Here is a 21,367-nt window from a genome sequence, read left to right as displayed (position 1 = left end):
CTATCTGTTCAGTAGCCGACCGCGAGCTGTTCGTGGACGGCGTCGCCGCTCTCCAGTTCGTCCGCGAACGCGATGGCGAAGTCCTCCATGGAGATACGGCTCTCGCCGTCCTCGTCGGCGACGAGTTCGCCGAGCGCGGTCCGGAACTCGCCGGTCCGCTCGCCGGGTTCGATGAACGCCGCGGGCGCGACGTAGGTCCATCGCAGGTCGTCGGCGTCTTCGAGCAGGCCGTACGCCTCGATGGCGGCGCTGGCGACCGGCTTCCACTCGTCGGGGAACTCCGGCGAGTCGATGAGTCGCGTGTCGGGGGCGACGTTCAGGATGCCCGCGCCGCCGGTCCAGACGAGGCGGTCGACCGAGGCGCGGCGCATCCCGTCGACCACGGCGTCGAGCATCTCGACGAGGACCTCGGGGGGCTCGTCGCCGCTCGGGCCGAGCGCGGAGGCGACCGCGTCGTGGCCCGCGGCGAGTCGCGCGATTTGGTCGGCGTCGGTCGCGTCGCCGGCGACCGCCGAGAAGTCGGGGTCGTCGACGCCGTCGACCGCGCCGCTTCGGGAGACACCGGTGACCGCGTGTCCGCGGTTCAGGAGTTCGTTGGCGATTCGCGTGCCGATTCGGCCGCTCGCACCGAGGAGGAGTACGTTCATGATGAGATGGTGTGGGTGGTGGTGTTCGTCGTCCGGTTCGCCGCGACGATGCGGTTACATCGTCATACTTGGTCAAGGAGAGTGAGCTTAATATACCTAAGCGAACCTCGGTGTGAGTAGGTCACGTCGATGTCACCGCACCAGAGCCTCGAAACGAAGTACGAACAGTGCCCGGTCATCAAGACGCTCGAAGAAATCGGCTCGCGGTGGCGGATGACGGTCATCCACGTACTGCGCGAGGGCGACCTCCGGTTCAACGAACTCAAGCGCGCGACGGGCGCGAACTCCCAGACGCTCTCGCGCGTGCTGGACGACCTCCAAGAGCTGGGCTACGTCGAGCGGGAGGTCGAAGACGGTAGTCCAATCGCGGTCTACTACTCGCTCACGCGGAAGGGCGAGGAACTGCTCCCGGCGTTCGACGACATCTACGAATGGGGCGAAAAATGGATGTCCGCGGACGGTGGCGCTGAGTCGTAAGCGGCGGTTCGCGGGCGCTCAGCCGAGGAACAGGTCGACGAAGTTCCCGTTCGACTGGCCGCGGTAGAGTTCCGAGTAGCCGCAGTTCGCACACGAGACGACGGTGAACTGTCGGTTCTGGATGTCGAACATCTTCGAGAGGCCGCCTCCCGTGGTTGCGATGGAGTCGATTTCGGTCTCGGAGTGGCCGCATTTCGGACAGCCGTCTCGGTCGGCGCTCGGTGGAGGGCTCATGTTGAACCGTTGAACTACCCCCGTGAAAAATGTACCTCCGAAACCACTTCCTGTCTCGCACTCGCCGGTAAGCGTATGCCCGTCGGTGGCCTCGTGTTCCTCCTCTTCGCCCTCCTCAGCATCGGTGCCGCGGTCGCCCTCTACGCCGCGATTCGAGACGAGACGCGCGATTTACCGACGATGAGCCGCGAGGAGGCGGAGCGTCGCGCCCGCGACGAGGGGATGCGCTACAACGAGACGCGCAGTCGCGGGACCGACCGCCGACCGGACGACAGCGGCCGCGGAGACCGAACTGACTGGGATACCGACCGCGCCGACGACCGCGACTGGTAGCCGGTCGCGTCCGACTCGGTCCGGCCTCGACTCGGCTCCGCTCCGGCCTCAGACCACGTCGCCGCGGACCGACGTGCCGGTCTGTTCGGCCCGGTAGGCCCGCATCGCCTCGACGGCCGTCTCGGCCTCGTCGCCCTCCAGTCCGAGCATCTCCAGCGCGCCCGAGAGCGTCGGGAAGGCGAACTCGCCGTTTCGGAGTTTCGACATCGCGTCCGACGAGCGCTGGCCGTCGGCGTAGAGGCAGACGCCGCGCGGGTCGAGAATCTGCTCGTAGGCCTCGCGTTCGACCGCGCCCTTCAGCCGCTGGGTGACGTTGTCCTCGAAGGAGGCGTTGCACACTTCGAGGTGGACCGGTTCGTCGTCGTCGGGGAGCAGGTGGGCGGCGAGGCACTTCTCGGGGGCGGCGTAGCCGTTCGCGTTGGCTCGCAACAGGTCGGGGTGCTCGCGCGCCCACTCGGCGCGGACGCTCTTGCCGACGCCCTTCACGCCGTGGGACCGCTCGAACGCCTCGGCCGCGTCGGGGTCGCCGCGGAGGAGGATGTCTTTCGTCACGTACACGTCGAGTCGGTCGAGGGGGTCGAGGCCGAGCGCCACGTCGCCGTAGACCCACACCTCGCGGACCGGGACGGGGAGCGTCTCGGACTCGACGGCGTCGACGACGGCGGCGACGCGGTCGAGGGCGGCGTCTCTGTCCATCGACTGTCCGTGGGGGTCGGAGGGCCAAACCGGTTGCGACCGAGCGCGGTCGGGTCGCCGGTCGCCGGTCGGGCGTCCGACGGCAGTCGCCCCGAGGCGAAACCCGTATCCCTCCTGCCGGGCAAGCGACCGGCAATGGAGTGCGACAAGTGCGGCCGCGACGCGGTGATGCACGCGGCCTACTCCGGGGCCCACCTCTGCGACGACCACCTCTGCGCCTCGGTCGAGAAACGCGTTCGCCGCCGCATCCGCGAGGACAACATGCTCCCCCGCGACGCCAGCCCCGAGAACCCCCAGACGTGGGTCATCGGGCTGTCCGGCGGCAAAGACAGCGTCGTTCTCACACACATCCTCGACGACACGTTCGGGCGCGACCCGCGCATCGAACTCGTCGCTCTCACCATCCACGAGGGCATCGAGGGCTACCGCGACAAGTCCGTCGACGCCTGCGTCGAGCTCGCCGAGGACCTCGACATCCATCACGAACTGGTCACCTACGAGGACGAGTTCGGCGTCCAGATGGACGACGTGGTCGAGAAAGACCCCGAGAACATGGCCGCCTGCGCCTACTGCGGCGTGTTCCGCCGCGACCTGCTCGAACGCTTCGCCGACGACCTCGGCGCGGACAAACTGCTCACGGGACACAACCTCGACGACGAGGCGCAGACGGCGCTCATGAACTTCTTCGAGGGCGACCTCAAGCAGGTCGCAAAGCACTTCGACGCCAGCATCGGCGACTTCGAGAAGCGCCGCGACGCCGGCGAGTTCATCCCGCGGGCCAAGCCGCTCCGCGACGTGCCCGAAAAGGAGGTCGCGCTCTACGCCCACCTGAAGGACCTCCCCGCGCACATCACCGAGTGCCCCCACTCCTCGGAGGCCTACCGCGCCGAGATTCAGCAGTTGCTGTTGAAACTCGAAGAGAACCACCCCGGCACCCGCCACTCGATTATGGCCGGCTACGAGGAGTTGGCCGAGTTGACCGCCCGCGAGTACCGCGGCGAGGGCCGCGTCGACCTCAACGACTGCGAGCGCTGTGGGTCGAAAACCGCCGGTGACGTCTGTCGGAAGTGCCGGCTCATCGAGTCGATAGAGGCGGTCTGAGCGGCCACGGAACCGCACGGACCTCGTTTTCGGACGCGTCTTACGGGTCAGACAGAACCGAGTGCAGTCGCGTCGACCGAATCGGCGGCGACGCTCGCAGGGCGAAAACGTCGTTCGTGAAAAAGAACCCACGAAACCCGACGGGCGCGGCGGCGTCCGCGCGGGTCCGACAGGGCGTTACCGGATGACGTCGAGACCGTTGTTCTTCTCGACTTCGTCGCGGCCGCCGTCGGACCACGTGCCGCTCTGGGCCGTCTGGGCTCGCTCCGAGCTATCGAACTCCGAACCCGAGTGCTGTTGTTGTGATTCGCGCGACTGGATGCTCTGGCGCGACTTGTCGGCCTGCTTCTGCGTCGTCGGGCCGAGGACCTGCGCGGACTGGACGCCCGTCATGATGGCCATGACGCGGACTTTCCCCTTGTACTCGTCCTGAATGCGAGCGCCCCAGATGACGTTCGCGGCGGCTTCCAGCCGTTCGGTGATGTTGCTCGCGATTCCCTCGGCCTCCTTCAGCGTGAGGTCGGGGCCGCCCGTGATGTGGACGAGACCGCCGGACGCACCGCGGTAGTCCACGTCGAGAAGCGGGTGGTTCATCGCGTCGTTGACCACCTCTTGGGTCTTGTTCTTGTCCTGGGTCTCGCCGACGAGCATCACCGCGACGCCGCCCTGATTCATAATCGTCGACATGTCGGCGTAGTCGAGGTTGATGAGGGACGGCTGGGTGATGGTCTCCGAGATGCCCTTGACGGTCTCGGCGATAATCTGGTCCATGACCGAGAACGCCTTGCCGATGGGCAGGTTCGGGACGTAATCGAGGAGGCGGTTGTTGTCCAGCACGATGATGGAGTCGGCCTCGTTGCGGAGGTTTTCGAGCCCCTCCTCGGCCTTGACCGTGCGGGCGCGCTCGACGTTGAACGGGGTCGAGACCATGCCCACGACGATTGCGCCCTGCTCCTTTGCGATCTTCGCGACGACGGGGGCCGCACCGGTGCCGGTACCGCCGCCCATCCCCGCGGTGACGAACACGAGGTCGGCGTCGCCGAGCACGTCCTTGATCGTGCCCTGTGCCATCTCGGTTGCACGCTCACCCATCGACGGGTCACCACCGGCACCGAGACCCTGCGTCAGGGACTTCCCGACGAGGATTTTCGTGTCCGCTTCGATCATCTTCAGGTGTTGCTTGTCGGTGTTGATGGCGACCGTGTCGGCCCCTTCGACACCGATGTTGTACAGGCGGTTGATGGTGTTGTTGCCGGCACCACCAGCGCCGACGATGACGATTCGCGGGTCACCGAACTGGTCGTCGCTGTCGTCGAGCGACGACTGCGTCTTGCGCTCGGCCTCGTCCCGTTCCATCGCCTCGCGAACGATATCCTGCATAGTTACACCTTTGCCCAGCCGCGCTTGCTGGTAGATTCGCGCTGTCGCTTGTCAGTCGTCTGTTCATTGAGCATCTCGCGAACGGCGGAACGGATGGCTTCGGATCGGTTCGGGAACTCTCCCGTCTCGACCATCCGCTCGACCTCCTCGATCTGCTGCTTCGGAATTCGTAGTGTCACACGCTCCATGTTTACATTCCCCCGGTAAGACGGCGCGCCGCACTCGTGTGCGTGTGTCTTACACCCGGAAACCGACGGACGACGCCGGGTTTCGGGCCGCCGTCGGGTGGCTGTAAGACAACCGTCTTACGCGATAATCACCACAGAGGGATAGAATATAAATGTAACGGCGATTGTAAGACAGGGACTGAATATCCCGTATAGGGGGCTTTAATCGCCGGTTATGCTTGTTCCAGAACGTCGGCCGCGGGCGTCCGACGCCCGCAATCGGGGCAGAACGCCCAGTCAGACCGGAGTTCGTCGCCGCACTCGCAGAACACGCGGTGGGACGTCTTCTCGCCGCAGTTCGGGCAGTACACGTGGTCCGGACCCACGGATTCGCCACATTGGCCACAGCTCATCTCGGCGTCGTCCGCGTCTGGGGACTCCAGTTCTTCCCGTGTCTTACGAACCGTATTCGCCCCCGATTCGCCCTCGACAGCCGCGTTTACGCGGGATTCGTCGCCCGAACCATCGACGTTGATGTTGACGTTCAACCCCGACGGCGTCGGACGCTCGGCCTCGCGGGCCGCCACGGCTTCCTCGACGAGCGTCGGGAGGCGTTCGTCCAGTCGGTCGTCAACGAGTTCCTCGACCCGCGCCGAAAGCGCGCCGTCCAGTCCGTCGTCTCCGGCGGCGGTGTCGGACGCGTCGTCCGCGGCGTCGTCACGTTCCAGTTCGTCGAGGTACTGACGGAGCGCCTCGCGCATCACCTCGCTTTTCGAGGTGTCGAGGCGGTCCAAGCGCTCGACGAGGGCGTCGTCGGCGCGGAACGTGATTTTACTCATTACTCCGGGATTATCTCGGCACCATATCAATGTTCGCACCTGTCTGACACACAGCACACGCGGCGGCGAGAATGATAATGGTTAAACGCGTCGACCGGATACGAATCGGTGACCGCTCTTAGCTCAGCCTGGCAGAGCAGCCGACTGTAGATCGGCTTGTCCCCCGTTCAAATCGGGGAGAGCGGATTTTGCTTGCAAAATCCGGTCGAGCCGGTTTGAGCAGGTCAGTCGCAGCGCGTGAACGAAGTGAACGCGTCGTCTGACTGGGTTCAAATCGGGGAGCGCGGGCCATCGTCGATTCTGACCTGTAGCGTCCTCTGTCCCGTTTACGCAGACCCTCACGAACATTCGGAGTATATCTCGCCGGGACCCCGTGATTTACCCCCGTCTGTTCGGAAGCGAACAGCATGGATTCTCGACCGCTCGGCACGACCGGATTCGACGTTTCTGAAATCGCGCTGGGGACGTGGCAACTCGGCGGCAGTTGGGGCTCGGTGACCGACGACGAGGCGTACGACGCCATCGAGGCCGCGCTCGACGCGGGCATCGACTTCCTCGACACCGCGGACGTGTACGGCGACGGCGACAGCGAGCGCCGCATCGGCGACGCGCTCGCCGACCGCGACGACGACGTGGTCGTCGCCACCAAGGCGGGGCGTCGGCTCGACCCGCACGAGGCCGACGGCTACAACCGCGAGAACCTCGAACGGTTCGTGGACCGAAGCCGGGACAACCTCGGCGTCGACTCGCTCGACCTCGTCCAGCTTCACTGCCCGCCGCGAGACGTGTACTACCGACCCGAGGTGTTCGACGCGCTCTCGGAGCTCCGCGACGCCGGGAAAATCGACCACTACGGCGTGAGCGTCGAGAAGGTCGAAGACGGGCTCAAGGCCATCGAGTACGACGGCGTGGAGACGGTCCAGATTATCTTCAATCCGCTTCGACAGCGACCCGCGGAACTGTTCTTCCGGGAGGCAAAGCGCCGGAACGTCGGCGTCATCGTTCGCGTCCCGCTCGCGTCGGGACTGCTCACCGGTGCCCTCTCCGAAGACGCCGAGTTCGGCGAGGACGACCACCGGAACTTCAACCGACACGGCGAGGCGTTCGACGTGGGCGAGACGTTCGCCGGAATCCCGTTCGAAGACGGCCTCGCCGCCGCGGACGCGATACAGGAGGTCGTCCCCGAGGGGGTGTCTCTCGCGCAGTTCACGCTCCGCTGGATTCTCTCGTTCGACGCCGTGAGCACCGTCATCCCCGGCTCGAAGACGCCGGCGCACATCCGCGACAACGTCGCCGCCGCGTCGCTCCCGCCGCTGTCGGCCGACCAGTTCCAGCGCGTCGAAGAGGTCTATGACGCGTACGCGCGCGAACACGTTCACCATCGGTGGTGATGTTCCACCGCTGGTGACGCGAGGCCGCGGGGACCCCCCGCTTCGCTATATTCAAGTACAGTTTCGCCAATGAAATTCTAGTGGCAGTCACGTTCGACCTCTTCGGCACGCTCGTCGACGCCGAGTACCCGTCAGACCCCGGCGCGGCGGTCGCAGACGCGCTCCGCGAGTACGGCGTCGCCGTCCCCGACGACTGGGACGACGCCTACCGCGAGGTCCACATCGACGCGCCCGAGGGCGCGGAAGTCCCGCTTCCGGCCCACGTCGCCGCGGCGCTCCGGTCTCGGGGCGTCGACTCGCCGGACAACGCCGCCCGGCGCGCGGTCGTCACGGCGTTCGACCCCGAAGTGACTACCCGCCCCGGTGCGGTCGAGGCGGTCGCCGCGGCCCGCGAGGCCGGCGCGGTCGGCCTCCTCTCGAACTGCTCCGTCCCCGAACTCGTCGCTCGGACGCTCATCCGGTCGGACCTCGACCGGCGCGGCTTCGACGACGTCACGACGAGCGTCGCCTGCGGCTGGCGGAAACCCCACCGGCAGGCGTTCGAGGCGGCGGCTCGTGGCCTCGGTGTCGACGCGGCCGAACTGGTCCACGTCGGCGACGACCCGGACGCAGACGGCGGTATCGAGGCGGTCGGCGGCCGGTTCGTGAACCTCCGGGAGACGACGCTCGAATCGGTCGCGGCGAGACTGCGCGCCGGGGAGGACCCGTGCCCGTGACCGCCGCGGCCGCGGTCGTCGCCGCCGCGGCGCTGGACCGGGGGTTCGCCGAACCGCCGACGCGCGTCCACCCGGTCGCGCTGTTCGGCCGACTCGTCTCGCCCGTCGACCGCGAGTGGTCCCGTCCGACGCTGGTCGGCGGGGTCGCCGCGGTCGCGCTTCCGGCGCTCGCCGCGGGCGTCACCGCGGGTGCGACGTGGGCCGCGACGCTCGTCTCGCCGTGGCTCGGCGCGGCCGTCGCCGCGCTCGCGCTGTTTTCGACCACGAGCCTTCGCATGTTGCTCGACGCGGCCGAGGCGGTCGTCTCCGCCACGGCGGACGAGTCCGGCCTCGACGCCGCCCGGCACGAACTCCGGGCGCTGGCCGGGCGCGACCCGTCGTCGCTCTCGGCGGCCGACATCCGGAGCGCCGCCGTCGAGAGCGCCGCGGAGAACCTCGCCGACGGCCTCGTCGCGCCGTTGCTCGCGTTTTCGCTCCTCGCGCCCGTCTCGCTCCCGCTCGCGGTCGGCGCGGCCGCGTGGGTGAAGGGCGTCAACACGCTCGATTCGATGCTCGGCTACCGACACAAGCCGGTCGGTCGCGTCCCGGCCCGTCTCGACGACGCCGTGATGTGGCTCCCGGCGCGCGTCTCGGCCGTCTTGCTGGCCGTCGTCGCCGGCGCGCCGGCCACGGTGACGCGGGTCGGCGAGCTGGCGCGGCGGCCGTCGTCGCCCAACTCGGGGTGGCCGATGGCGACCCTCGCGGTCCTCCTTGAGACGCGACTCGAAAAACCGGGCCACTATCTGCTCGACGGGGGTCCCGAGGCACCCGACGCGGCGACCGCCGCGCGGGGCGTCCGACTCGTCTCGCGGGCCGGACTCCTCGCGTTCGCCGTCGCGGGGGTGGTCGCGTGGTTCTGACCGCGCTCCGCGGCGCGCTCGGCTTTCTCACCCGCCTCCCCGTCGGCGGCGACGAGTCCAACTGGGACGCCTTCAGGCGCGCGCCAGCGGCGTTTCCGCTCGCCGGCTACGTCGTCGGCGCGCTGGCCGCGCTCCCGTTGTTGCTCCCCCTGCCGATACCGACCGCGGCCGCGCTGTACCTCGTGACGCTGTACCTCGTGACCGGCGTCACCCACGCCGACGGCCTCGCGGACCTCGGCGACGCCGCGGTCGTCCACGGCGACGCCGACCGCCGGCTGTCGGTCCTGAAAGACTCGCAGACGGGGGTCGGCGGCCTGCTCGCGTTCGGGCTGACGCTCGTCGCCCTCGCGCTCGGCGCGTTCGGCCTCGCGGGCGCGGGGGGTCGCGTCGGCCTCACGGCCGCCGTCGCAATCGCCCTCGCCGCCGAGGTCGGCGCGAAGGCCGGCATGGCGACGCTGGTCTGTCTCGGCGCGCCCGCCCACGAGGGACTCGGCTCGGCGCTCGTCGGCGAGAACAGTCCGTCGGGGCTCCTCGCGGTCGCCGTGGCCTGTCTCCCGGTCGTCGCGCTCGCGCCGGTCACCGGCGGTCCCGCCGTCGTCGCGGCGCTCTGCTGTGGGCCGGTCGTCGCGCTCCTCGTCCGCTCGTGGGGGTGCGCCCGACTCGGCGGCGTCTCCGGCGACCTGCTCGGCGCGACGAACGACTGGCCCGCGCCGCGGCCGTCCACATGGGGGTGTGACGTGGACGCTCTCGTGATGTGCGGCGGCCGCGGCACCCGCCTCGACGCGCCGGTCGAAAGCCGCTCGTGGACATCTGCGGGCGGCCCATGCTCGACCGGGTCGCCGCGGCGCTCCGCGACTCGCCGGTCGAGACCGTCCGCGCGGTCACCTCGCCGCACACGCCGAACACCCGCGAGCGAGCCGCCGACCTCGGTCTCGACCCCATCGAGGCCCCCGGCGAGGGCTACGTCTCCGACCTCGGATTCGCGCTGGACCGCGTCTCCCGGCCGGTCGTCACCGTCGTCGCCGACCTGCCGCTCGTGGCTCCCGAACACGTCGATGCGGTCGTCGCGACCGCCGACGGCGGGGCCGCCACCGCGTGCGTCCCCGTCGAACTGAAGCGCGACCTCGGAGCCAGCATAGACGACGCGCTCGTCTTCGACCACGAGGGGACCGCCGTCTGCCCGACCGGACTGGGCGTCGTCGGCCCCGCGACCGCGGACTCGACAGCCGACACCGACGCCGAGACGACAGCCGGAACCGACAGCGACACAGGCTCCGGCACGGACACGGACACAGACACCGACTCCGGTACCGACACCGACACTCACCCGACCATGTACCTCTCCACAGACACCCGACTGGCACTCAACGTGAACCGCCCGACAGACATCGCGCTCGCGGAGGACCGATGCGAGTAGTCCTCGTCGCCGGCACGACCGAGACGGCGAAGATTCCCGGCATCAGCGCCGCCGGCGCGGACCCGTCGCTCGTCGGTCACACGCCGAGCGCCGACGCCGAAATCATCGAGTACGGCGAGCCCGTCCGCTCGCCGGTGACGCCGGTCAGTCCGACGGGCTGTCCGACGCCCGCGGCCGTCACCCGCGCCGTCAAGCAACTCACCGGCTTCGACGTGCTCACCGTCGACGCCGGCCTCGCCAAGCCGAGCGCCGCGCCGACCATCGACGTGGGCGCGCGCCCCGGCCGCGACATCCGCGAGAGCGAGCCGGTGCCGACCGCGCCCGGCGCGTTCGAGGCGGCCCGGCGGATGGGCCTCGCGCTCCCCGAGGACGAACTCGTCATCGGCGAGACCGTCCCCGGAGGGACGACCACCGCGCTCGCCGTGTTCCGCGCGCTCGGCGAGGAGTTCCCCGTCTCGTCGTCGCTCCCGGACAACCCGACGAGCCTGAAAGAGGAGGTCGTCGCCGAGGCGTTCGAGGCCAGCGACGTCGAACCCGGCTTCGCGGCTCACAAACCCCGGCGCGCCGCTCGCTACCTCGGCGACCCGGTGCTTCCGGTCGTCGCCGGCCTCACCGTCGGCGCGCTCGAAAACGGCATCGACGTGACGCTCGGCGGCGGAACGCAACTGCTCGCGGCCGCCGCGCTCGCCCGCCACGCCGGCGCGGACGGCGACCTGACGCTCGCCACCACCTCGTACCTCGCCGAGGACGTGCCCGAGCTGGCCGACGCCGCCGACGCGTTCGACCTCGAACTGACCGTCACCGACCCCGGTTTCGAGACGCACCCGCTGGACCGCTACGACGCGGGCGAGGCCAAGGAGGGCGCGGGCATGGGCGGCGCGCTCATGCTCGCCGACCGGATGGGCGTCCTCGACGACGTGGAGGCGGCCACGCTCGACGTGCTCTCGACGCTGGACCCCGAAGCGGTCGAGACCGGGCCCGCGGCGGCCGACGCTGGTGGGGCCGACGCCGGCGGCGCTGACGCCGACATCGACGATGGACCCTGAATCCGTCCGGGCGGGGAGCCGCGTCCCCCACGGCGGCACCACCGACCCGACCGTCCTCGACTTCAGCGCGAACACCAACCCCGAGCGCCCCGATGGCGTCGAGACCGTCTACCGCGAGGCGTTCGACGCCTCGACTCGTTACCCCGACGACGACTACGCCGACTTCCGGGCGGCCGCCGGCGACTACGTCGGCTGTGCTCCCGAGGCAGTCGTGCCGACCGCCGGCGGCCTCGAAGCCCTGCGACTCGCGTTCGAGGTGACGCTCGCACCGGGCGACACCGCGCTCGTCCCCGAGCCGAGCTTCGGGGAGTACGACCGCGAGATTCGCCTGCAGGGCGCGGAGCCGGTGGCGGTCGCCCACGACGCGGTTCTCGACGCCGACCCCGAACCTCACGCTGTCGCGGTCGTCTGCACGCCCAACAACCCGACGGGCGAACTCGCGTCCGCCGACGACCTCCGGTCGTTCGCGGCGCGCTGTCGAGAGGCAGAGACGGTCCTCGTCGTCGACGAGGCGTTCCTCGATTTCACCGACGAGCCGAGCCTCGCGGGCGACCCCGGCGTCGTCGTCGCCCGGTCGCTGACGAAGATGTTCGGTCTGCCGGGCGTCCGCGCCGGCTTCGCCGTCGCCACCGGCGACCTCGGCGACCGACTCGCCGTCGCCCGGCGGGCGTGGTCGCTCTCGACGCCCGCGGCCGCCGTCGGCGCGTACTGCATGGACGACGCCGAGTTCGTTTCTCACACGCGAGCGCGCGTCGCGACCGAGCGCGAGCGGCTCCGCGAGACGCTGTCCGAGGCCTTCGAGGTGTACCCGTCGGACGCGCCGTTTCTTCTCCTCGATGTCGGCGACCGCGACGTCGACGCGGTCGTCGAGACCTCCCGCGACCACGGCGTCGCCGTCCGGGACGCGACGACGTTTCCGACGCTCGACTCGCACGTCCGCGTCGCGGTGAAACGCCCCGACGAGAACGACGAACTGCTCCGGGCGCTCGCCGCCGTCGCCACAGATGTTTGAGGCGACGCGCCGCGACGGCGTCTGTCGGCTGGTCCGCCCGGAGACGCGCTGGCTCTCGACGGGCTACGCCGGCGGCGAGTCGCGGGCCGACGCCGCGTTCAACGTCACCGTCCCCGAGGGCTGGCCCGAGACCGACCTCGACGCGTACGTCGAGCGACGGCTCTCGGCGGCCGGCTTCGACGAGCGCGGGCCGACGCTCCTGACGGGCGTGGGACAGGAACACGCCCGGCGCGCCCGGTTCGGCCCGGTCGAGGTCGTCGCCACCGCGGGCGTGTCGAACCCGGCCGAACTCCCGATAGGCGACGACCCGAGCGACTGGGGCGACGCGTCGCCCGCCTCGCCCGCGGCGGCCGGCGACGACCGAGAGGATCGAGACGACCCGGTCGGCACGGTCAACGTCTTCGTCGGGACGACGCGGTCGCTGGAGCCGGGCGCGCTCCCGAACCTCGTCGCCGTGGCCGCCGAGGCGAAGGCGGCGACGCTCCTCGCGCACTGCGGCGCGCCGGGGACGACGACCGACGCGGTGGTCGCCGCGTGCGACCCCGCCGGCGACCCGGTGACGTTCTCGGGGAGCGCCACCGAGGTCGGCAACGCGGCGCGTGTCTGCGTCCGCGACGCGGTGCGCGCGAGCCTCGATTCGCGGTACGACGCCGAGCCGATTCCGCGGGGCGTCGGCGAGGCGCGCTACGGCGTCGTCGCCGACGACCGGGCGACCGTCTCTCCGATTTGAGAACACCGGTGAAACGACTGCTCGACCGAGAAACCCTCGGTGGTAGCTAAATGGTTCCCGCAGAAGCTTTGATTACGGTCGATTGCTAGCACGCTGGTATGGACCCCGGTTCCGTTTCCGACGTCGACCACGTGACCCACGGCGGGACCGCCGACCACTCGCTCGTCGATTTCAGCACCGGTTCGAACCCGGAGCACCCGTCCGGTCTCGCCGGCGTCTACGAGTCGGCGCTCTCCACGGCGCGGCGGGACTCGCTGGACGACTGCTCGCGGTTCCGCGTCGCCGCCGCGGCGTTCGTCGGCTGTAACCCCGACGAGGTCGTTCCCGCCGCGGGCGTCATCCAAGCGCTCCGACTCGCGGTGGGCGTGACCGTCTCGCCGGGCGACAGCGTGGCGCTTCCGGCCCCCTGCTGTGGCGAGTACGCACGGGAAGTCCGGCTCCAAGGCGGTGAGCCGGTGCACGTGCCGCACGACAGACTCTTAGAGCGCGTCGACCCCGCCGAGCACGCGACGGTGATTCTCAGCTACCCCGCGAACCCCCTCGGAACGGCGTATCCGAGAGACGAACTTCGGGCGTTCATCGACGACTGCCGCCGGGCCGACACGCCCGTCATCGTCGACGAGACGTACCTCGGCTTCACGCGCCTCCCGAGCACGGCCGGCCTCGACGGCGTTATCGCGCTCCACTCGGTGACGAACGTCTTCGGCGTCCCCTCGCTCCGCGCGGGCTTCGCGGCCGCGACGGGCGACCTCGGCGACCGGCTCTCGCGGGCGCGCTGTTCGTGGGTGCTTTCGTCCCCGGCGGTGGAGGTGGCGACCTTCTGTCTCGAACAGGACGGTTTCCTCGAAGCGACGCGCGACCGGGTCGAGCGGGAGCGGCCGCGGATACTCGCGGAACTGGACCGACTCGGCTACGACCCGCACCCCGCCGACGGCGCGCTCGTGTTGTTCCGCGCCGACGACGTCGACCGCGTGCTCCGCGAGACTCGGCGGCGCGGCTTCGCCGTCCGCGACGCCCGAGACTACCAGCGACTCGACTCGCACGTCAGAATCAACGTCCGCCGCCCGGACGAAAACGACCGCTTGCTCGACGCGCTCGCCGACGCGACCTGAGCCGAGCACCCGCGTCGACGCCGCCGAGACGGGGAACGCCGACTCCCCGACGCGAGCCGACGCGGGCCACGGCCGACCGGCGGTCTCAGTTTCGTCCCGCGCGGGGCCGCGGACCTCGGTTGCGCGCCGCGGCTCGGACCCGCGTCACCGATTCAGGTACACGATGAACGCGATGGTGAGGAGGGTCGCGTACACCGCGAACGTCGAGTCATCGACTACGAAAGCGAACGATTGGATAACGATTCGGAACATCGGTGGTCGTTTCACCCCATGATGTCCTCACTATTAATGTTTGTTACCGATTGACACGATATTCGTCGGCGCACGTCCACCCGTTCCGAACACTTATGCGAAATCACCGGGGACGTGGTGGCATGGTTGAGGCGTTCGCCGTCGCCAGCGGGAAGGGCGGCACCGGGAAGACGACGAGTACGCTCGCGCTGGGGATGGCGCTCGCCGAGGACTACGACGTGACCGTCATCGACGCGGACACGGGCATGGCGAACCTGCTTTTCCACGCCGGCTTGGACGACGCCGACGTGACGCTCCACGACTTGCTCGTCGACGAGCGCGACGCCGCGGTGTCCGACGCGGTGTACGAGCGGTTCGGGCTGTCTGTCGTCCCCTGCGGGACGAGTCTCGCGGCGTTCGAGGCCGCGGACCCCGGTCGCCTCCGAGACGTGGTCGCCGAACTCGCGGCCGACACGGACGTGCTCCTCCTCGATTCGCCCGCCGCGCTCGGCTCCAAGAGCGCGGTGCTCCCCGTCGTCCTCGCGGACCGCATCGTCGTCGTCCTCCAGCCCACCGTGCCGTCTTTGTCGGACGGGCTGAAAGTCCAGGAGTACGCCCACTCCTACGGCACCGACACGGCGGGCGTGGTGTTCAACCGCGTGCGCCCCGACGAGAACGTCGACCGCATCGCGGAGCAGGCCGGCCGCTACTTCGGCGGGCAGACGCTCGCGTCGGTCCCCGAGAGCGACGCGGTCCGCGCGGCCCGCCGCGAGGGCAAACCCCTCCTCGCACACGCGCCCGACGACCCGGCCGCCGACGCCTTCCGCGAGGCGGCCGCCCGACTCGACGTGCGCGACGGCGACGGCCGCGAGGTCGCAGAGCGGTTCAAGAGTGCTGTCGTCCCCGAGCGGATATGAGAATCCCGCGGGGCGAGCTCCGCCGGTCGCGCGTCGTCGACGACGCGGCGGCGGTGCTTCGGACGGTGCTCGACGAGGAACTCACCGGCTACGTCGTCTTCGAGCCGCAGGACGCGCTCCTCCTCGGCGAGACCACCCGCGGCGTCGTCACGTTCGAAGACGGGATTCCCGTCCTCGCCTACGACACGGAGCGCGAGGTCGGCGGCCGCGACGGACTGGAGGGGTTCGCGGTCACCGGCCCGACCCGCGCCGCGGTCCACGCCGTCGACGCCGACGCCCTCGCGGACGCCCACGAGGTCGAGGCGTTCCGCGTCCCGCCGGGCGAGCCGGCCCGCGTCCTCGCCGGCGACGAGCGGTTGGCGGCGAAGACCACCGACGCCGCCCCCGCCGCCCGCCGCGAGGAGGGCCGCGACCAGAGCGCGGTCGAATCGTTCCTCGCCGATGCCGACGCGATCGAGGAGATTCGGTCCGAGGCCCGCGAGGAGGCCCGCGCGAGGGCGTCGGAGTGGGGACTCGACGACGTGTTGGCAGACGACGCCGACGATGCCGACGACGCCGACGACGCCGACGACGCTGACGCCGCCGCGATTGACGTCGGCCCGGACAGTCGCTGACACGCTTCTCGACGGTTGAGAACCGTCTTCTGTGGCTATGGTTCCGCCGTGCGTCCCTCTAGGTATGTCCACCGAGAAATCCCAGTCCCAGACCCTGACCTTCGCCGTCGCCGCGGAGGCCGCATCGCCGACCGAGACCCGCGTCTCCGTCCGCGATTTCGAGTTCGTCGTCGACGAGCCGGAGTCGCTGGGCGGGGCGAACGCCGGACCGAACCCCGTCGAGTACGTCCTCGGCGCGCTCGCCGGCTGTCTGAACGTCACGGCCCACGTCGTCGCCCGCGAGATGGACCTCGACGTTCGAGACCTCGAAATCGCCATCGAGGGCGACCTGGACCCCGCGAAGTTCATGGGCAAGCGCGATGACGGCCGCGCCGGCTACGAGGAGATTCGCGTCGCGGTCACCGCCGACGTCGACGCCGACGCCGAGACCATCGGCGCGTGGCTCTCCGCGGTCGAAGCGCGCTGTCCGGTCAGCGACAACCTGAGCACCGCGACGCCGCTCGCGCTCTCGTTCGACCGGCGGGAGTGAGCGACCGCCGCTCGTCGCCGCCGCGGGAATCGACCGCCGACCGAGCCGTCTTTTACTGCCGCGTCGCCGCCGCGGGGATAGAGCCAAACCGCCGTCCCCCGTAGTCCTCCTGTGACCGTCCTGCGCCTCCTGCGACTCCGCCGCCCCGCCGACTTCGCCGACTGGTACCGAATCGGTGCCGAGTACGTCCACGACGTGGCGGCGGGCATGGGCCTTCGCGTCGGCGACTTCGAGTCGCGGGTGGTCCGCGCGACGGACGCGATGCGGGCGGGACGGACCGACCTGCCCCCGGACCTCGCCCGCTCCGTCGCCGCCGACCTGCTGGCCGACGCGGTGTTCTGCGACCCGTTTTGCCAGTGGATGCCGCTGTGGTACGAACTCGGCCTCGCGGCCCCGTGTGCCTACGCGGAGTTCCGGCTCCGGCGGGTCGCCGAACGGTACGCCGACGACCTCCCGCACCTGTCGGTGCCGCGGTTCTCCCTCCCGGAAGACGTGTACGTCGACGGCCGGCCCGCGACGGCGTACGTCGACGGCTTCGCCGAGCGGTTCGTCCTCGCCGACGCCGTCCTCCATCTGGAGTGGTTCGCCTACGTCGCCCGCGAGTCGGGCATCTTCGTCCCCCCGCTTTTGGTCGAGCGGACCCGCGAGCAGACCGTCGCCTACTACGCCGGCCGGCGGGCCGAACTCGACCCCGACGTGCGGACCTTCCAGCGACTGCTGTTTTCGGACGACGAGTGGGTCCGCCGCATCGCCGACGTGTACGACGTCGACATCGTCCTGTTCGACTACTGGGCGCGAATCCTCGCGCGGGAGCGCCGCCGGCTGTCGACGTTCGACGGCTGACCGGACGGTCGCCGAGGTGTGCGTTCAGTGCACACGAGTCATATGACATTTGAAAAATGTTTTAACGGTGGAGGTTGTACGCGTCTACTGCAGGTAGATACCTGCACTTGGGTTGCGTATACCGGGGAGGTTTTTCCCCAGTGTCCGTGGAGTGCGGGCGGGTGCCCGGTCGTCCGCGCTCTTCCTTCTCATCCATCGAGCCGCGCGTTCGTCGCCCAAAACGTAGCCGTTTCGGCGTCGGTCACGCCTCGGGGAGTTCGACAGCGCCGAGTTGCGTGAGCATGCCGAGCAGGTCCGGTTGGACCCACCGCTCGGCGATCACGCCGTCTTCGATGCGGGAGAACACCATGTTTCCCACCTCGAAGGACTTCCCGGTCGGTTCGATGCCCATGAACGCGCCGTCGTGGGTCCCGCGGAGCGTGACGCGCATCGCGACCGTGTCGCCCGCCGAAATCGTGTCTTCGACCGTCGCCGAGAAGTCGCTGAACGACGCTTTGAGCCCCGAAATCTGGGCTTTGAGTTCGTCGCGTCCGCGAACTTCGCCGAGCGGGCTGTGGTCGAGGACGTCCGCGGCGCAAATCTCGTCGATGAGGCCGATGTTCCCCTCGCTCGCGACTTCCTCCGGGAAGCGTCGAGCGAGTCGCTCGTTCCCGGTCGGCGTCGGTGTCGGTGTGCTTGCTGATGCCATCTCTGTGTTTCCCTCTGTCGCACCCGTCCGCAGACGGCAACGCTCTCGCTTCCCGTCGGCGGCGGATACACCAGCTTATACGCCGTGCGAGATGTTAACTATTATTCGTTGTAAATAGAGTGTCGCGGAAGCGCTTGTGTTTGATTAATGCATGATTCGCGGCGCTCACGAACACACCGACGAACGCTCAGTGAGTAGAAACTGAATAATGCTGTATATTATGGCTCAATCAGCCATAAATAAAACAATCGAGGGTCTAAATGGTGGTGTTTACACGACATTCGCACACGAACCCGAGTCGGGGCTATTGCCCTCGATAGTGCTTGTGTGGAAAGTACGCACAACCCAGATTCGCGAACGGTATCCGGGTGCGGTAATCTTTGTAGCGAACCTGAGTACATTTCGGGCCGACGCACGTACGGCGAACCCTCAGTGATGACTCTCTCACAGCAGACGGGCCGACGGTCGCGGTCGGCGACCGACCCGTTCGAACGCAATACGTATATGGGCCTGCTCGCTCGATTTCCGACAATGAACGACACGGTAGTACGGTGTTGCGCGGATGAGTGAGGTCCGCAACGACGTTCAGGCGTACACGCTCCGACTCGAACTCGTCGACGAACCCGGCGAACTCCTGCGCTCGTTGCAACCCATCGCCGAACACGGGGGGAACCTCCTCTCGATTTTCCACGAGCGCGGCAACGTCACCCCGCGCGGCTACATCCCGGTGGAGGTCGACATCGAGGCGACGCCCGACCGCTTCGACAACATCGTCGAGGGGCTGAGCGAGGCCGGCATCAACGTGATTCAGGCCGGGACCGAGCGCTACAGCGAGCGCCTGACCATCATCCTCTCTGGGCACCTCATCGAGACGGACCTCTCCGACACGCTGACGCAGATAGAGGCGACGCGGAACGCGACGGTCACCGACATCTCGCTGTCCGCGCCCGCGGGCTCTATCGACGTCTCCAGCGCCCGCCTGCAACTGGCCGCCGAATCGGGGTCCACCGAAGACGTCCTCTCGGCGATGCGCGACATCGCCGACGAGAAGGACCTCCAGCTCGTCGAGCCGCTGACTGTGGGGGGTCGCGCGTGAGACTCTGCGTCCTCGGTGCCGGCGCGGTCGGAAGCGCCGTCGTCGAACTGGCCGCCGAACACGGCCACGTCGTGACCGCGTTCGCGGACTCGGAAAGCGCCGTCGTCGACGCCGACGGCATCGACGCCGACGCGGTGCTGTCGAAGAAACGAGAGGAAGGCGTGGTCGGCGACGCGGACCCCGAGTCGGTGTTCGACGCCGACTACGACGTGTTGGTGGAGGCGACGCCGACGACGCTCGGCGACGCCGAGCCCGGCTTCTCGCACGTCGAGCGCGCGCTGGCCGACGACCGCGATGTCGTGCTCGCGAACAAGGGTCCGGTCGCGGAACGGTACGCCGACGTGCGCGCGCTCGAAGCCGAAAGCGAGGGGACCGTCCGCTTCGGCGCGACCGTCGGGGGTGCGCTTCCCATCCTCTCGACTATCGAGGACGTGGGCCCGTCGCGCGTGTCGGCGGTGTACGGCGTGCTGAACGGGACGGCGAACTTCGTCCTCTCGCGGATGGCCGCCGAGGGCCTCGACTACGAACACGTGCTCGCGGAGGCGCAGGACCTCGGCGTCGCCGAGGCCGACCCGACCTTCGACGTGGACGGCACGGACACGGCGCTCAAGGGCGTCATCGTCGCCAACGTCCTCTCGGAGGGCGAGACCGAGTACACGCTCGACGACGCCGAAGTCGAGGGGATTCAGGAGCTTTCGGGCAGTATGCTCGACCTCGCCGCCGAGGACGGCCAGACGATTCGACTCATCGTCGAAGTCGCGGACGGCGCGGTTCGCGTCGGCCCGCGATTAGTGCCCGAAAACGGGGCAGTCGCCCCGTCGGGGACGGAAAACGCCGTCCAAATCGAAGCCGACTACTGCGGCCGACTCGGCATCACCGGCCAAGGGGCCGGCGGTCCCGAGACGGCGAGCGCGGTGCTGACGGACGTCGAGCGACTTGCCGACTGACGCCGGCGGTCGAGTCCGCGGCGAGAAGAGATGAAACGAGTCTGCTGACGGCGGGCGGCCGCAGGGTCGCCGGCGTCAGTCCGAGAGCGTCAGTTCCTTCGGCACCGACACCTCGCTCCGAATGGTGTCGATGACCTGTCCGTCGACGTGCTCGTTTTTCGTGACTTCGATGAGCGAGGCGAGCTTTTCGAGCGGAATCTGCCCCGGCGCGTAGTCGTTGTCGTCCGCGAGGAGGGGCGCGTATCCGAGTTTCGACCCGTAGAGGTGGCCGATGACGCGCGTGTGGCTCCCGATTTCGCCCATGGAGATGCCGGCCACGTCGATGCCGCGGTTGGTCGCGTCGTTGACGGCCTCCAGGAGCGTGAGCGTGTCACGCTGATTCTGGGGGAAGACGGCCACCTTCGCGACGTCGCCGAACTCCGCGCACTGCTCGATGATGGCGTCGAGCACGTCGCGGTCGGGCGTCTCCTCGAAGTCGTGATGCGAGATGATGAGCTGGACGTCGTTCTCGCGGAACTCGTGGGCCAGCCACTCCTTGGCGCGAACGGTTTCGAGTTCGATGTCGACGAACTCTACGGCGTCGTACCGAGATGCGGAAAACAGGTCGTCCAGTCGTCCGGTGTCGCTCGCCTTTCCCCCGAACCAGCGAGCGCGATTGGTCGCGATTATCGGCAGTTCGCCGTCGTACGCGGCGAGTTGTTCGAGCGGGTCGTCCGCCTTGTCCATTCGGAATTCGATGAGGTCTGCCACCCCTCGTGCGTCTACCTCTCGTGTGAGGTCGTTTGTTGTCGCCGCCAGTGCAGACTCGTCGAGTTTCATGTGAACGCCTATCACCCCATCGCGTATAAATCTTAGCTGTCGGCGCAAGAGTTCTCACCTCCTCGTAGGCGGCGAGAGACGCCGTTTTCGGCGGATTATCCGGAACGTTCATCGACGATATCGAGTCTGAGCCGAAGCTTACGAGGCGGCCACTTGAATGTATCCGAGAAATCGTCGGCGTTCGACCCGAACGGTCGGCTATCTGTTCTCCCGACGGCGCGAACGAACCCGCAGTCGGTATCCGTTGGAACGGGTGGGGTTCGCGAGCGGACGCGCGGAACAGTCGCTCGGTCCCCGTCCGACCGATGCGCGACCGACCAGCACCCGATTCGAACAGAACCTAACAACTCAGAACTATTCAAAGTAATCTGATAATTACGTCGTAGGCTCAGCCGCGACACCGCTGAACCGAGACGCGCCGCCGCGCCGACAACCGGGACGGTTCCGCGGACGCGCCGGCCGCTTCGGCGCGAGCGACCGCGACGA

The 21,367-nt window shown here is 68.8% G+C and carries 24 protein-coding genes, 1 tRNA gene and 2 pseudogenes; 19 read left to right on the top strand and 8 right to left on the bottom strand.

Features of this window, described 5'->3' with window-relative positions:
• Positions 1 to 8 precede the first annotated feature (8 nt).
• Entirely contained in the window at positions 9 to 647 is a 639-nt protein-coding gene (locus C438_RS14570) for an NAD(P)-dependent oxidoreductase (protein ID WP_004970389.1), read from the bottom strand.
• Between the two features lie 129 nt (positions 648 to 776).
• On the opposite strand from C438_RS14570, the gene C438_RS14565 reads away from it, so the two are divergent.
• Positions 777 to 1,124, top strand: a complete 348-nt coding sequence (locus tag C438_RS14565; RefSeq protein WP_004970388.1) for a winged helix-turn-helix transcriptional regulator — start codon at positions 777 to 779, stop codon at positions 1,122 to 1,124.
• Between the two features lie 18 nt (positions 1,125 to 1,142).
• On the opposite strand, the gene C438_RS14560 is transcribed toward C438_RS14565, so the two are convergent.
• Positions 1,143 to 1,358 (bottom strand): zinc ribbon domain-containing protein, encoded by a 216-nt coding sequence (locus C438_RS14560; protein ID WP_004970387.1) that lies wholly within the window; start codon positions 1,356 to 1,358, stop codon positions 1,143 to 1,145.
• Positions 1,359 to 1,433: 75 nt separating this feature from the next.
• Between C438_RS14560 and C438_RS14555 the strand changes: the two genes are divergently transcribed.
• Entirely contained in the window at positions 1,434 to 1,691 is a 258-nt protein-coding gene (locus tag C438_RS14555) for a hypothetical protein (RefSeq protein ID WP_004970386.1), read from the top strand.
• Positions 1,692 to 1,739: 48 nt separating this feature from the next.
• Here C438_RS14555 and C438_RS14550 read toward each other — a convergent pair whose 3' ends face one another.
• Positions 1,740 to 2,387 (bottom strand): DUF7095 family protein, encoded by a 648-nt coding sequence (locus C438_RS14550; protein ID WP_004970385.1) that lies wholly within the window; start codon positions 2,385 to 2,387, stop codon positions 1,740 to 1,742.
• 135 nt (positions 2,388 to 2,522) lie between these two features.
• Between C438_RS14550 and ncsA the strand changes: the two genes are divergently transcribed.
• On the top strand, positions 2,523 to 3,488 hold the full coding sequence (ncsA, locus tag C438_RS14545) for a tRNA 2-thiolation protein NcsA (RefSeq protein WP_004970384.1): 966 nt from the start codon (positions 2,523 to 2,525) through the stop codon (positions 3,486 to 3,488).
• A gap of 177 nt (positions 3,489 to 3,665) precedes the next feature.
• Here the strand turns inward: ncsA and ftsZ are convergent, their stop codons facing one another.
• The 3 genes from ftsZ to C438_RS14530 form a co-directional block, all read right to left on the bottom strand.
• A complete protein-coding gene (ftsZ, locus tag C438_RS14540) occupies positions 3,666 to 4,868 on the bottom strand; it encodes a cell division protein FtsZ (RefSeq protein ID WP_004970383.1) in 1,203 nt (400 codons plus the stop codon).
• A gap of 2 nt (positions 4,869 to 4,870) precedes the next feature.
• A complete protein-coding gene (locus tag C438_RS14535; protein ID WP_004970382.1) occupies positions 4,871 to 5,056 on the bottom strand; it encodes a ribbon-helix-helix domain-containing protein in 186 nt (61 codons plus the stop codon).
• 212 nt (positions 5,057 to 5,268) lie between these two features.
• Positions 5,269 to 5,874 carry a double zinc ribbon domain-containing protein gene (locus C438_RS14530; protein ID WP_004970381.1) on the bottom strand — a complete coding sequence of 202 codons (606 nt, stop codon included), beginning with the start codon at positions 5,872 to 5,874 and terminating at the stop codon, positions 5,269 to 5,271.
• Between the two features lie 112 nt (positions 5,875 to 5,986).
• On the opposite strand from C438_RS14530, the gene C438_RS14525 reads away from it, so the two are divergent.
• From C438_RS14525 to C438_RS14460, 14 genes and pseudogenes are all read left to right on the top strand, one after another.
• Positions 5,987 to 6,060 (top strand) — tRNA-Tyr (locus C438_RS14525).
• A 221-nt stretch (positions 6,061 to 6,281) separates the two neighbouring features.
• On the top strand, positions 6,282 to 7,265 hold the full coding sequence (locus C438_RS14520; protein ID WP_004970379.1) for an aldo/keto reductase: 984 nt from the start codon (positions 6,282 to 6,284) through the stop codon (positions 7,263 to 7,265).
• An 80-nt stretch (positions 7,266 to 7,345) separates the two neighbouring features.
• Positions 7,346 to 7,981 carry an HAD family hydrolase gene (locus C438_RS14515; RefSeq protein ID WP_004970378.1) on the top strand — a complete coding sequence of 212 codons (636 nt, stop codon included), beginning with the start codon at positions 7,346 to 7,348 and terminating at the stop codon, positions 7,979 to 7,981.
• On the top strand, positions 7,972 to 8,880 hold the full coding sequence (locus C438_RS14510; protein WP_004970376.1) for a CobD/CbiB family cobalamin biosynthesis protein: 909 nt from the start codon (positions 7,972 to 7,974) through the stop codon (positions 8,878 to 8,880). Before C438_RS14515 ends, C438_RS14510 begins: the two co-directional genes overlap by 10 nt.
• A pseudogene (gene cobS, locus C438_RS20045) lies at positions 8,871 to 9,633 on the top strand (adenosylcobinamide-GDP ribazoletransferase). The gene C438_RS14510 and the pseudogene cobS overlap by 10 nt, the downstream one beginning before the upstream one ends.
• Positions 9,633 to 10,297: pseudogene (locus C438_RS20040) on the top strand (NTP transferase domain-containing protein). The pseudogenes cobS and C438_RS20040 overlap by 1 nt, the downstream one beginning before the upstream one ends.
• Positions 10,288 to 11,343 carry a nicotinate-nucleotide--dimethylbenzimidazole phosphoribosyltransferase gene (locus tag C438_RS14495; protein ID WP_004970371.1) on the top strand — a complete coding sequence of 352 codons (1,056 nt, stop codon included), beginning with the start codon at positions 10,288 to 10,290 and terminating at the stop codon, positions 11,341 to 11,343. Before C438_RS20040 ends, C438_RS14495 begins: the two are co-directional and overlap by 10 nt.
• Complete coding sequence (gene cobD / locus C438_RS14490) at positions 11,333 to 12,355, top strand: threonine-phosphate decarboxylase CobD (RefSeq protein WP_049918105.1); 1,023 nt, start codon at positions 11,333 to 11,335, stop codon at positions 12,353 to 12,355. The genes C438_RS14495 and cobD overlap by 11 nt, the downstream gene beginning before the upstream one ends.
• On the top strand, positions 12,348 to 13,085 hold the full coding sequence (locus tag C438_RS14485) for an adenosylcobinamide amidohydrolase (protein ID WP_004970367.1): 738 nt from the start codon (positions 12,348 to 12,350) through the stop codon (positions 13,083 to 13,085). Before cobD ends, C438_RS14485 begins: the two co-directional genes overlap by 8 nt.
• 98 nt (positions 13,086 to 13,183) lie before the next feature.
• Positions 13,184 to 14,197 (top strand): pyridoxal phosphate-dependent aminotransferase, encoded by a 1,014-nt coding sequence (locus C438_RS14480; protein WP_004970365.1) that lies wholly within the window; start codon positions 13,184 to 13,186, stop codon positions 14,195 to 14,197.
• Positions 14,198 to 14,571: 374 nt separating this feature from the next.
• Positions 14,572 to 15,345 carry a nucleotide-binding protein gene (locus tag C438_RS14475; RefSeq protein WP_004970361.1) on the top strand — a complete coding sequence of 258 codons (774 nt, stop codon included), beginning with the start codon at positions 14,572 to 14,574 and terminating at the stop codon, positions 15,343 to 15,345.
• Entirely contained in the window at positions 15,342 to 15,959 is a 618-nt protein-coding gene (locus tag C438_RS14470; RefSeq protein WP_004970359.1) for a hypothetical protein, read from the top strand. The genes C438_RS14475 and C438_RS14470 overlap by 4 nt, the downstream gene beginning before the upstream one ends.
• Positions 15,960 to 16,023: 64 nt before the next feature.
• Complete coding sequence (locus C438_RS14465) at positions 16,024 to 16,488, top strand: OsmC family protein (protein ID WP_004970357.1); 465 nt, start codon at positions 16,024 to 16,026, stop codon at positions 16,486 to 16,488.
• Between the two features lie 111 nt (positions 16,489 to 16,599).
• The gene (locus tag C438_RS14460) at positions 16,600 to 17,331 is read left to right on the top strand and encodes a hypothetical protein (RefSeq protein ID WP_004970355.1); all 732 of its coding nucleotides are present in this window, start codon (positions 16,600 to 16,602) and stop codon (positions 17,329 to 17,331) included.
• 241 nt (positions 17,332 to 17,572) lie between these two features.
• On the opposite strand, the gene C438_RS14455 is transcribed toward C438_RS14460, so the two are convergent.
• A complete protein-coding gene (locus C438_RS14455) occupies positions 17,573 to 18,019 on the bottom strand; it encodes an ester cyclase (RefSeq protein ID WP_004970353.1) in 447 nt (148 codons plus the stop codon).
• A 562-nt stretch (positions 18,020 to 18,581) separates the two neighbouring features.
• Here C438_RS14455 and C438_RS14450 point away from each other — a divergent pair.
• Both C438_RS14450 and C438_RS14445 read left to right on the top strand, forming a co-directional pair.
• Positions 18,582 to 19,115: a hypothetical protein gene (locus tag C438_RS14450; protein ID WP_004970351.1), complete on the top strand. Its 534-nt coding sequence runs from the start codon at positions 18,582 to 18,584 to the stop codon at positions 19,113 to 19,115.
• Entirely contained in the window at positions 19,112 to 20,062 is a 951-nt protein-coding gene (locus tag C438_RS14445) for a homoserine dehydrogenase (RefSeq protein ID WP_004970348.1), read from the top strand. The genes C438_RS14450 and C438_RS14445 overlap by 4 nt, the downstream gene beginning before the upstream one ends.
• A gap of 75 nt (positions 20,063 to 20,137) precedes the next feature.
• Here the strand turns inward: C438_RS14445 and C438_RS14440 are convergent, their stop codons facing one another.
• Positions 20,138 to 20,812, bottom strand: a complete 675-nt coding sequence (locus tag C438_RS14440) for a type I 3-dehydroquinate dehydratase (RefSeq protein ID WP_004970345.1) — start codon at positions 20,810 to 20,812, stop codon at positions 20,138 to 20,140.
• Positions 20,813 to 21,367: the final 555 nt, after the last annotated feature.

Origin of the sequence: Haloferax denitrificans ATCC 35960, assembly GCF_000337795.1 — an archaeon.
GTDB lineage: Archaea > Halobacteriota > Halobacteria > Halobacteriales > Haloferacaceae > Haloferax > Haloferax denitrificans.
This window is presented reverse-complemented; position numbering and strand designations above follow the sequence as displayed.